The organism is Amycolatopsis sp. NPDC114484, from assembly GCF_055633755.1.
On record NZ_JBVKDQ010000044.1, the window covers coordinates 39,181 to 49,430 of the forward strand.

Consider the following 10,250-nt stretch of genomic DNA (forward strand, 5'->3'; position numbering starts at 1 on the left):
GGACGCTTCAGCCGTCCGCCTATGGCAGTTGGAAGGTCAAGGCCCCTGCGACACCAGTCTGCGGGTTCTCCGGCCGTCTCAGCACCGTGAGGCGGACCGGCCTGCGAGCTTGAGATATTCAGCCTGGTTCGACGCCGTCCACCACGGGGCGGATCGCATCAGAAAGCCTCGCGCGGCCAGACTTGAATTGGCACCGATGGCAGACTTTTGACATGACGACGTCTGACACCGCGCTTCAGGCCTTGGTGCGGTGGGACATCGACCACACGCTCACCGAGACGAGGGGCGTCGGACGGGCGATTTACGACCGGGCGTTTCCGGCGGCTACTGGCAAGCCGCTCGCCGAACTGGCGAACATCGCCGGTCGAACTGAACTGGAGATCATGGCCGAGTCGCTGAAGGTCAACGGGCTGGAGGCGACCGCTCGGGCTGTCCAAAAGCTGGCAGATGCCCTCGTGCGGGGTTACGAGGACGCTCGCGGAGAGCTTGGCGCCACCGGGCGCGCCCTGCCTGGCGCACGGGAAACGCTCGAGCGGTTTGCGATCGATCGCACCGTTCACCAGGCTGTCCTCACTGGCAACCCGCGCGAGGTGGCACGTATCAAACTGGAGGTTTTCGATCTCGCCGGTTTTCTTGACTTCGACAGCAGCGCTTTCGGCGACGACCATGCCGAGCGGTCGGAGTTGGTGCAGATCGCCCGGCAGCGAGCCGAGACGCGGACCGGCGCACGCTTCGAAGACCAGCACGTCGTGCTGATCGGGGATACGCCGAATGACGTAAGTGCCGGGCTGGTCGCTGGGGTGCGGGTCATCGGGGTAACGACTGGCAAGACGACTGAAGGTGAATTGAGAGACGCGGGAGCATCTCGGGTAGTTGGTTCACCGCGTGAGATCAAGTTGTGAGAGTTCCCGCCAATCGTCTGCGCTCTTCTGTCGAATTTGGTTACTCGATGATTCGGATCTTTGCGCGCTCCAGATACTCGTCAAACCTTCCGTCGTGGTGCGCCAGTGCATCGACAAGACGTGCGAAAGCGACCTCGTCCTGCCTTGCGGACACGACATGTTCGCCTGTGTCCTTGTCCTCCTTGAGTAACCCGGAAGGCAAGTAAGCCCGGTGGCCGTCAACGGATACAAGAAGCTCGCTGTCTATGACCGTGCCATTCCAGCGGACGTCGGCATAGAGGCCAAAAATCTTGGGGTCGGGAAAATTATGCGACCATTTTTCGTGGTCCCACGATTCCCCTGAGTTGTGTTCGCGACCGTAAGCGATGCTCAACGAAACATTCGGCTTGTAAGTGGCAACTTCATAGTGACCGTCAATGAAAAGTGAGATGCACGACCAGTCGCTCGACTGAGAATTTCTCACCAACTGCACAATTTCTTCGTATTCCATAATCAGCCTTAGTGTAGTTTTTCGGGATTCTCGCGTCCTGCTTCCATGATGCTGTATCGGGCGAGGCACAGATTTCGTAACGTTCAGGAGCTTGCCGTCGACTGTGTTACGTCAGGGCGCACGCCAGGTGAGCCCGCTCCATTCCTGTGTGCGCGGAGGTCTCCTTGTTGCAGCTCACTGCCGGCGAACGACTCATCTGGCGACACCTCCGTGATCGGGCTCGCGCCAGTTCGGCCCTGAATCCGGAGTCGGCTTGCATCTACTATCGCGACCTAGGCGAGGCAGTGGATCCAGAAGGCACGTGGCGTTACCCGATGAGTCGGCCGCCCTTTCGCGGCTTCAACCACTCGCTGGGACATGTCAGCCGGTACGAGCACGAGCATGGCCGGCCGTTGCTTAGCTCTCTGGTGACGACCGTCGACGAAGGCCATCCGGGCAAGGGATTCGCTCAGTTCTGCGTTTCGCTAGGTATCGAGGTGTCAGATCCCGAGGCGTTCTGGCGCGAAGAACTGACCAGGACGGTCGCGTTCTGGTCATCGATGGACGACACGTTCTTGCTCGACGCGGCGGTCGACCGGGTGCTGGCAGCGTTGCGGAACACCGGCTACGGCAGCTGAGCGCCCGAGAGCCCTGGGCGGGGTCAAGCGTGGCGCGAAGATTTGCGACCTGAGTCGTACTAGTTGCCTCGCCAGTCCGCGGGCAGGTCCCCTGCGAAGAGAAAGCCCCCTGGGCCGGGTTCCCCCATCAATCCCGGCCCAGGAGGCCTTCTCGTTTCCTCCCCTTGCCCCGTCGGGCCTGCCCCCTCGACAGGCCCGGCCGCAGCGCACTCCGCGGGTGTACGCGAGACAAGAGGCGGCTTCGGTGGTGCTGGATACTGCGCCAACCGGGTGATCCGCAGCGACCTCACCGCGCAAGCGCGGCAACCTCACTGGTCAACCGGTCGATTTCCTCCTCGGTGTTGTAATAGTGCACCGACGCGCGCACCAAATCCGGCAGGTGGCGGGCGGTGAAGTCGTACTGCGCGGACGACGGGCGCGCGACGCTGGTGTTGATCTTCGCCGCGTTCAGGCGGTCCTTGATCTCGTCGGAGGGCAATCCGTCGACGCTGAAGGTCACGAGGCCGCACTTGCGCGCGCCGGTGTCGTGCACGGTGACGCGGTCCAGTTCGGCCAGGCGGGTGCGCAGGGTCGCGGCCAGAGCGGCGACCCGTTCCTCGATCGCGGGCAGGCCCCATTCCATCGCGTAGTCCACGGCCGCGCCGAGGCCGAGTACGGCGGCGTAATCGCGTTCCCATACCTCGAAGCGCTTCGCGGTCGGGTCGACGACGTATTCGGTGGGGGAGGTCCACTTGGCCGAGTGCAGGTCGAGCATCGCCGGTTCGAGGCGGTCGCGCAGGCGCGGGTGCACGTACAGGAAGCCGGTGCCGCGCGGGCCTCGTAGGTACTTGCGGCCGGTGGAGGTGAGGGCGTCGCAGCCGATTCGTTCGACGTCCAGGTCCAGTTGGCCAGCTGACTGGCAGGCGTCGAGCAGGAACGGGATGCCTGCCTCGCGGGCGACGGCGCCGATTTCCTCGGCGGGGTTCACCAAACCGCCCTGGGTCGGGACGTGGGTGACCGAGATGAGCTTCACGTGGGAGTCGATGCGGCGGCGCAGGTCGTCGACGTCGAGCTGGCCGGTTTCGTCGTTGTTCACGACCTCCACGGTCGCTCCGGTGCGGCGGGCGATCTGGAGGTAGGAGATGGCGTTGCTGGCGTATTCGGCGCTCGCGGTGAGGATCCGGTCGCCCGGTCCGAACGGCAGTGCGTAGAAGATCGATTGCCACGAGCGGGTCGCGTTGTCGCTGAGTGCGATGTCTTCCGGAGCGGCGTTGAGCAGCCGTGCCACCGAGGTGTAGACGCCGTCGAGGCGGTCCTTGGTCTGTTCGACCGCTTCATAGCCGCCGAGCAGGGATTCGGTGCGCAGGTAGTCGACCACGGTGTCGGTCACGCGGGCGGGCGGGAGGGCGGAGCCGGCGTTGTTGAAGTGCGTGACTCCGACACATCCGGGCGTTTCGTGCCTTGCACGGTCGACATCGAAAGAGCTGGCCATATGAACTGAATACAGTACGGGCGATCTGTGTGCAATACTCATCACATGGTCAAGAGACTTATGCGCGGTGAACTTATTGAGGAGATCACCGCGCGCGTCCTCGACGGGCGGTTTCCCGCGGACACCCGGATCAACGAAGTCCGCCTGGCGAGCGAGCTGGGCGTATCCCGGACGCCGTTGCGCGAGGCGCTGATCGGCCTCGCCGACCGCGGGCTTCTCGTCGCCGCGCCGGGTCGCGGGTTTCTCGTCGCGCCGTTCGATCCGCAGGAGGCACGTCGGCTGTATCCGCTGGTCGCCGAGCTGGAGGCGCTCGCGCTGCGCTGGACGTCCCCGCTCGAACTCGCCTCGCTGCCGGATGCGCTCGACCGGATTTCGGACGAGATAGCCGATTCCTGCGATCTGCCTGCGGCGGACGACCGCTGGCACGCGCTGCTCACGTCCCGCTGCGACAACCCGCATCTGCTGCGCTTGATCGAGCAGACAAAGCCGTTGCTGAAACGCTACGAGACGGCATACTTCGGCGGTCGGGACCGAGTGGCGGAGAGCGTGGCCGAACACCGCGAGATCGCGGCGGCGCTGCGGGCGGACGACTTGCCCGGTGCCTCCGCGCTGCTCGTCCGGAACTGGGTGAAAGCGTTGGCGTACTTGAAAGGGAGCTGATCCGGTGCGGATTTTCGCGCATCTGTCCGACATCCACCTCGACGGCAGCGAGCGCGCCGACGCACGGGCCGCCGCGGTGACGCGGTACCTGCGAAACCTCGAAGAGCCGGTCGACGCCGTCATCGTCACTGGCGACATCGCCGATCACGGCCTGCCCGAGGAGTACCGTCGCGCGGCGGAATTGCTCGACCTCCCGGTGCCCGTGGTGGTCTGCCCCGGCAACCACGACGTACGCGCGCCGTTTCGCGAGGCGCTGCTGGGAGAACCTGCCAGCGACGCCCCGGTGAACACCGCGACCAAGGTGGCCGAAGTGCTGTTCGTGTCGTGCGATTCGACGATCCCGGGCAAGGGCGCCGGTTACCTCGCCGACGAGACGCTGGCCTGGTTGGACGACACGCTCGCCGGGCACGACGGCCCGTCGTTCGTCGCCTTCCATCACCCGCCGCTCGACGTCGGGGTGCCGCTGGTGGACGCGATCCGCCAGACCGGCGAGGACCGGCTCGCCGCCGTGCTGAAGCGGCATCCCGACGTGGCGGCGCTGCTGTGCGGACACGTGCACACCGGCGCGGCGACTGAGTTCGCGGGCGTGCCGGTGCGGGTCGCGCCGGGCGTGGTGTCCGGATCACTGCTGCCGGTGGAACCCGGCGCGGGGCGCGGCTGGGACGAGGGCGGGCCGCTGGACTTCGACAGCCCGCCGTCGCTTCTGCTGCACGTACTGCACGACGACGGCAGGCTGACGACGCATCAGCGCGCGGTCACCGGGTAAAGACCGGCAGCGTGACCCGCGACGGCCGGGTCTCGTCGTGAAAGACCTCGAACCGGTTCGGCGTGCCGCGCACGGCGGACGAAACCCGTTCTCCCGTACCGTGATTGCGCGCGAACCGGGGGAACGCGCCGCCCGCGATCTGCACCCGCAGCCGATGCCCGCGGCGGAAGCGGTACGCGGTCGGGTCGAGTTCGACCTCGGCCCGCACCACGCCGTCCGCATCGGCTTCCGGCGCTCCGGGACGCAGCCGCAGGATGCCGTCGGTGACGTTGCGCGAGATGCCGCCGGGGTCGACGTCGCACAGCCGCACATACACGTCGGCGTCGGCCAGCTCGGTCCGCACGAACACGGTGGCGGACACGTCGCCGATCACGTCGACGTCGTGCACCAGCGGTTCGCCGGTGAACACCAGCACGTCGTCGCGCGCCTCGGTCGCGGAATTGTCGCGCTGCTTGGTCTTTCCCATCAGCAACGGCCCGCCGACGGCCGGAGTCGGGTCCGCCGGGTCGTAGGTGAACGGCGTGGGCAGGGCCGGGCCGGACACCGTTTCGCCCAGGCCGCCGACCGGCCGCAGATGTGCGTGCGTGGGTTCGGAAGGGGGCGGCCAGTGGTCGAAATCGAGCCAGGCGGACGCCTGCTGCAGGAAGATCCGCACGGGGGAGCGCTGCAGCTGGGTGCGGTCGCCGGCGAGGTGCGCGCGCAGGAAGCCGAGCTGGTCCTGGATCAGCGCGCGGAAGCTAGCCGGTTCGCCGTGCGCCCACGGCCCGACGGTGATCCGCGGCGACCGCCCGGCGTCCTGCAGCGTGCGGAAGTCCCGCAGCTGCGCGCGGATGAACAGGTCGTACCAGCCGGTGACCATGCTGACCGGCACCTCGAGCTTCGCGACTTCGGCGCTGTGGTCCGACATTCGCCAGAAATCGTCGTCCGGGTCCGCGTGCTCGGTGACGTCCTGCAGGAACTGCACCGGCTTGCCGATCGCCACCACGTCCGCGCCCGCGATCGGCAGATACGCCATCGCGTTGCGCGTGCGCCGCGTCTGCAGCGGGTTCGGCAGCGCGGCGAACCGCTCCTCCTGCTTCCCGATCATCGCCGACCAGGACACCATGTTGTCCGCCGCGAGCACCCCGCCCGGATAGAACGTGCTGACGAACTCCGACGCGGTGATCGCGAGGCACATGGCCTCCAGCGGCGGGTCGAGATACGGCCCGACTGCCCATTGCGTGTGGCCGAGGTAGCTCGCGCCCGCCATCGCGATCCGTCCGTCGCACCAGGGCTGCGCGCGCAGCCATTCCACGGTGGCGATCCCGTCCTCGCGCTCGTGGTGGAACGGGCGGAACTGACCTTCTGAGCCGAAGGTTCCCCGGGTGCTTTGGAGGACTGTTTGCAGGCCGTGGCGGGCGAAGGTCTCGCCGAAGAGTTTGGCGAGCGGGCCGGTGCGGCCGTAGGGGGTGCGGATCAGGACGACCGGGCCGATGGTCAGGCCGGACGGGGTGTAGCGGTCGGCTAGGAGGTGTGCGCCGTCTCGCATGGGGATGCGGAGGCCTTTGGCGGCGGTGGGGGCTGGGCCTTCGGCGGCGGGGAGACCGAGCAGTCGGTCGACGATTCGGTTCAGCACGTTATCGAACGTACGCGGGTTGTGATCGGTTCGCTTCTGCTGAGGAACGGGGGCGTGGGGCACCCCGAAGCTTGATTGTGCAGGGAGGCTTCGTATCGGGGTGCGGGGGAAGGGCTGAGTGCCTCGATTGTTGGGTGCGTCGGTGCGGGTTGGCTCAGGCGGCCAGTGCGTTCGTCACTCGAAGGGCTGGATCGCTGAACGGGGCGAGCAGGTTCGGATCGACGCCAGCTCGCGCCAGTGCTGCCGCGAGTACTGCGGGGCGAGCACGGTCGCCGCCGTCCGCGATCTTCAGTGCTACTGCGGTTCCGTCTGGAAGTGCGGCTAGTTGCACTGCCTCGAAACCGTCCTTCGCGATGAGGCCGGGCACGGCTTGCATGAGCCGGGTGACGTCGCGGCGGCTTCCCGCTACCAGGTCCGGGTGCTCCCGGATTCCGTTGGCCACCAACGATTCCGGCGAACCGTCGGGCGCGGTCGCGATTCGCGAAGCAGCTCGCGCCAAGCCCCGCAGGGAGAGCGCGAACAGGGGCGCGCCGCAGCCGTCCGTGGCTACTCGCGGCACGGTTTGGCCGGTTAGCTCCTCGACGGTTTCCCGGATCGCGCGCTGCAACGGATGCGCCGGATCGAGGTAGCCGTCGACGTCCCACGCCTGCTCCCGGCAGACGGCCAGCATCGCGGCGTGCTTGCCGGAGCAGTTGTGTGCCAGCCGCGTCGGCTTCCGGCCGTCCGCGATCCAGGCGTCTCGTTCGACCGGGTCGTACGGCAGGTCAGCGGGGTTGCCCAGATCCGCCTCAATGAAGCCGCGGCTTGCCAGCACGGCGTTCGCCGCTTCGAGGTGCCGTGGTTCGCCGGAGTGGCTGGCCGCGGCGATCGCGAAGCCGGACGGGTCGAGCCGCAGCCCGAGCCGGGCCATCGCGGCGGCCTGCAGCGGTTTCGCGGTCGAGCGTGGGTACATCGCGACGTCCGGGTCGCCCGCCTCGAACAGCGTCGAACCGTCGGGATCGAGCACGACGACCGAACCGTGGTGCACGCCCTCGACCATGCCGTCGCGCAGAAGGTGGACCAGCGGAACGTGCCGCGGTTCGCGTTCCTGCGGGGTCACGACGCTTCTGCCTTGTCGAACGCGCTCATGTCGATCCGCTTGCGCACGACGAACCAGCCGACGACCAGTGCGACGACGATCACCGGCAGCGCCATCAGGGTGATCCGGCCGGTCTTGTCGAAGCCCATCAGCACGACGACCGCGGCGAGGAACACGAGCGTCGCGATCTCGGTGTAGGGCGAGAACGGCAGCCGGAAGTGCGGCCTGGTCACCTCGCCGCGCTTAGCCTTCCGCACGAACAGCAGGTGGCTCAGCACGATGATCGCCCAGGTGCCGAGGATGCCGACAGCGGCGAAGTTCAGCACGATCTCGAACGCGTCCTTCGGCACCACGTAGTTCAGCCCGACGCCGATCACGCACACCGACGACGTGAGCAGGATCCCGCCGTAGGGCACCTGGTTGCGGTTCATCACGCCGGTGAACTTCGGCGCGGACCCGGCCAGCGACATCGAGCGCAGGATCCGGCCGGTCGAGTACAAGCCCGAGTTGAGGCTCGACAGCGCGGCGGTCAGCACGACCAGGTTCATGATGCTGTCCGCGTACGGCACGCCCAGCTTCGCCAGCACTGTCACGAACGGGCTCTGATCGGCCGAGTAGGCGTTCCACGGCAGCAGCATCGCCAGCAGCACGACCGAACCGACGTAGAACACCGCGATCCGCCACATGATCGAGTTGATCGCCTTGGGCACGACCGCCTTCGGGTTCTCCGTCTCGCCCGCCGCGACGCCGACCAGCTCGCAGGAGGCATAGGCGAACACGACGCCCTGCACGATCAGGATCATTGGCACGATGCCCGCCGGGAACACGCCGCCGTGGTCGGCGATCAGCTGCGGGCCGGGCGCGTGGCCGTCGATCGGATGCTGCGTCACCAGCAGGAAGATGCCCACGAGCAGGAACAGCACCAGCGCGGCGACCTTGACGATCGAGAACCAGAACTCCATCTCGCCGAACAGCTTCACCGAGACGAGGTTCAGCGACAGCACGACCGCCAGCGCGATCAGCGCCAGCACCCACTGCGGGATCGGCGTGAAGAACGACCAGAAGTGGGCGTACAACGCGATGGCGGTGATGTCCGCGATACCGGTGGTCGACCAGTTGAGGAAGTGCATCCAGCCCGCGATGTACGCGCCCTTCTCGCCCATGAACTCGCGCGCGTAGGACACGAAGGCGCCGGACGACGGCCGGTGCAGGATCAGCTCGCCGAGCGAGCGCACCACGAAGAACGCGAAGAGCCCGCACACCGCGTACACGATCGCGAGCGCCGGACCGGCCTGCGCGAGCCGTCCGCCCGCGCCGAGGAACAGACCGGTGCCGATCGCGCCGCCGATGGCGATCATGTTGATGTGCCGGGATTTCAGCGCCTTGCGGTATCCGGCGTCGCCCGCGTCGGCGGTGTCCGCCTCGGCAGTCGCGGGCAGGGTTTCTTCAGTCACGCGGTGGTACCTGTTTCTGCTTCGCCGGCGCGCGCCGGTCGGACGATCGTGGTCAGGGTCTTCTCGACGTGATCGAGATGCTCGGTCATCGCGGCCGCGGCCGCATCTTCTTCGCCTTCGGCGATCGCGGTGACGATGCGCCGGTGCTCGACGTTCGACTGCGTCCGCCGACCGCCGAGCTGGTTCAGGAACGCCGACTGCCGGGCCAGCGCGTCGCGGATCTCTTCGATCACCTTCGCGAACACCGGATTGCCTGATGCCCGTGCGATCGTGACGTGAAACTGTGAGTCGAGCGCCACCCACGCGGCGTCGCCGGTCTCGGCGTCCATCCGGTCGACGAGATCGGCGAGGCGCGCGAGCTGGTCGGCGTCGCGGCGGCGCGCGGCGAACGCGGCCACCGGGACCTCGACGTGCCTGCGCACCTCGACCAGGTCGCGGGCCGAGTAGTCGCCGAACGTAGGGTTCTCCGGCGGGCCGCTCGCGGTGACGAACGTGCCGCGGCCGGTGCGCGACACGGTCAGCCCGAGCGCCTGCAGCCCGCGCAGCGCCTCGCGCACGACCGAGCGGCTGACCTCGAACTCCCTGCTCAGCGCGGCCTCCGACGGCAGCTGGTCGCCGACCGCGTACTCCCCGTGCTCGATCGCCTCGCGCAGATAGCCGAGCACGGCCTCCATCGCGCTGACGCGCCGGGGGAGCGGTCCGGCTGCCCGGCTGTCAGACAGGTTCACGCGTCGGATCGTCGGTTCCGGCCCGGCCGCTGTCAAGCGACGCCATGGCCCCTTTCTCGGCGGTTGTGGCTTGGTTCACGCTCCCGGGTGACTCTCGGCGGCCCGGCTCCCGGAGACCCCGGTTTTGTCGGTGCCGGATGCGACGGTGTCCGGGTCAGTCAGAGAAGGCGTGCACCGGTGATCATCACCGGGAACAGATCCGGACCGCCGTCCGGCGCGCCGAACCCGAACCTGGACGACGCGCGCGCACCATAGGCGGGCGAGCTCGTCCAGGTGCGGCGGACTAGGGTGGGCAGCCCGGGCCCGCCGCGTCGACCGGAGCCGGGAAGCCGTCTGCCTAGGGGAGGTTTTCGCTGGTGTCGAACGATTCTTTCGTCCACCTGCACGTCCATACCGAGTATTCGATGCTGGACGGTGCGGCGAAGATCGGTCCTCTTTTCGCGGAGGCGGCCCGGTTGGGCATGCCGGC

Annotated in this window: 11 protein-coding genes; 5 read left to right on the forward strand and 6 right to left on the reverse strand. The window is 67.5% G+C overall.

Features of this window, described 5'->3' with window-relative positions; genetic code table 11:
• Nucleotides 1–212 precede the first annotated feature (212 nt).
• Nucleotides 213–902 (forward strand): haloacid dehalogenase-like hydrolase, encoded by a 690-nt coding sequence (locus ACZ7SW_RS45135; RefSeq protein WP_470236533.1) that lies wholly within the window; start codon nucleotides 213–215, stop codon nucleotides 900–902.
• A 40-nt stretch (nucleotides 903–942) separates the two neighbouring features.
• Here the strand turns inward: ACZ7SW_RS45135 and ACZ7SW_RS45140 are convergent, their stop codons facing one another.
• Nucleotides 943–1,392 carry a hypothetical protein gene (locus tag ACZ7SW_RS45140; RefSeq protein WP_470236534.1) on the reverse strand — a complete coding sequence of 150 codons (450 nt, stop codon included), beginning with the start codon at nucleotides 1,390–1,392 and terminating at the stop codon, nucleotides 943–945.
• 314 nt (nucleotides 1,393–1,706) lie between these two features.
• On the opposite strand from ACZ7SW_RS45140, the gene ACZ7SW_RS45145 reads away from it, so the two are divergent.
• Entirely contained in the window at nucleotides 1,707–2,009 is a 303-nt protein-coding gene (locus ACZ7SW_RS45145) for a hypothetical protein (protein WP_470236535.1), read from the forward strand.
• Nucleotides 2,010–2,295: 286 nt separating this feature from the next.
• Here the strand turns inward: ACZ7SW_RS45145 and ACZ7SW_RS45150 are convergent, their stop codons facing one another.
• Nucleotides 2,296–3,480 (reverse strand): aminotransferase class V-fold PLP-dependent enzyme, encoded by a 1,185-nt coding sequence (locus ACZ7SW_RS45150; protein WP_470236536.1) that lies wholly within the window; start codon nucleotides 3,478–3,480, stop codon nucleotides 2,296–2,298.
• 45 nt (nucleotides 3,481–3,525) lie between these two features.
• Here ACZ7SW_RS45150 and ACZ7SW_RS45155 point away from each other — a divergent pair, with 45 nt between their 5' ends.
• Together ACZ7SW_RS45155 and ACZ7SW_RS45160 are read left to right on the forward strand one after the other, a co-directional pair.
• The gene (locus ACZ7SW_RS45155) at nucleotides 3,526–4,140 is read left to right on the forward strand and encodes a GntR family transcriptional regulator (protein ID WP_470236537.1); all 615 of its coding nucleotides are present in this window, start codon (nucleotides 3,526–3,528) and stop codon (nucleotides 4,138–4,140) included.
• 4 nt (nucleotides 4,141–4,144) lie between these two features.
• Nucleotides 4,145–4,906, forward strand: coding sequence for a metallophosphoesterase (locus tag ACZ7SW_RS45160; RefSeq protein ID WP_470236538.1), 762 nt, complete (start codon nucleotides 4,145–4,147; stop codon nucleotides 4,904–4,906).
• On the opposite strand, the gene ACZ7SW_RS45165 is transcribed toward ACZ7SW_RS45160, so the two are convergent.
• The 4 genes from ACZ7SW_RS45165 to ACZ7SW_RS45180 all read right to left on the reverse strand — a co-directional run bounded on the left by ACZ7SW_RS45165 (nucleotide 4,896) and on the right by ACZ7SW_RS45180 (nucleotide 9,727).
• On the reverse strand, nucleotides 4,896–6,521 hold the full coding sequence (locus tag ACZ7SW_RS45165; RefSeq protein WP_470236539.1) for a CocE/NonD family hydrolase: 1,626 nt from the start codon (nucleotides 6,519–6,521) through the stop codon (nucleotides 4,896–4,898). The two genes, ACZ7SW_RS45160 and ACZ7SW_RS45165, sit on opposite strands and share 11 nt — an antisense overlap.
• Before the next feature lie 154 nt (nucleotides 6,522–6,675).
• The gene (locus tag ACZ7SW_RS45170; RefSeq protein ID WP_470236540.1) at nucleotides 6,676–7,620 is read right to left on the reverse strand and encodes an asparaginase; all 945 of its coding nucleotides are present in this window, start codon (nucleotides 7,618–7,620) and stop codon (nucleotides 6,676–6,678) included.
• Nucleotides 7,617–9,053 (reverse strand): amino acid permease, encoded by a 1,437-nt coding sequence (locus tag ACZ7SW_RS45175; RefSeq protein ID WP_470236541.1) that lies wholly within the window; start codon nucleotides 9,051–9,053, stop codon nucleotides 7,617–7,619. The genes ACZ7SW_RS45170 and ACZ7SW_RS45175 overlap by 4 nt, the downstream gene beginning before the upstream one ends.
• The gene (locus ACZ7SW_RS45180) at nucleotides 9,050–9,727 is read right to left on the reverse strand and encodes a FadR/GntR family transcriptional regulator (RefSeq protein WP_470236543.1); all 678 of its coding nucleotides are present in this window, start codon (nucleotides 9,725–9,727) and stop codon (nucleotides 9,050–9,052) included. The genes ACZ7SW_RS45175 and ACZ7SW_RS45180 overlap by 4 nt, the downstream gene beginning before the upstream one ends.
• Before the next feature lie 410 nt (nucleotides 9,728–10,137).
• Here ACZ7SW_RS45180 and ACZ7SW_RS45185 point away from each other — a divergent pair.
• Nucleotides 10,138–10,250 (forward strand): PHP domain-containing protein (locus ACZ7SW_RS45185; RefSeq protein WP_452082024.1); only part of this gene is annotated, 113 nt, incomplete at its 3' end.

Coding starts and splice junctions, on each gene's coding strand:
- ACZ7SW_RS45135 (WP_470236533.1), top strand. CDS start 213: ATGACGACGTCTGACACCGCGCTTCAGGCCTTGGTGCGGTGGGACATC.
- ACZ7SW_RS45150 (WP_470236536.1), bottom strand. CDS start 3,480: ATGGCCAGCTCTTTCGATGTCGACCGTGCAAGGCACGAAACGCCCGGA.
- ACZ7SW_RS45180 (WP_470236543.1), bottom strand. CDS start 9,727: ATGGAGGCCGTGCTCGGCTATCTGCGCGAGGCGATCGAGCACGGGGAG.
- ACZ7SW_RS45140 (WP_470236534.1), bottom strand. CDS start 1,392: ATGGAATACGAAGAAATTGTGCAGTTGGTGAGAAATTCTCAGTCGAGC.
- ACZ7SW_RS45155 (WP_470236537.1), top strand. CDS start 3,526: ATGGTCAAGAGACTTATGCGCGGTGAACTTATTGAGGAGATCACCGCG.
- ACZ7SW_RS45145 (WP_470236535.1), top strand. CDS start 1,707: ATGAGTCGGCCGCCCTTTCGCGGCTTCAACCACTCGCTGGGACATGTC.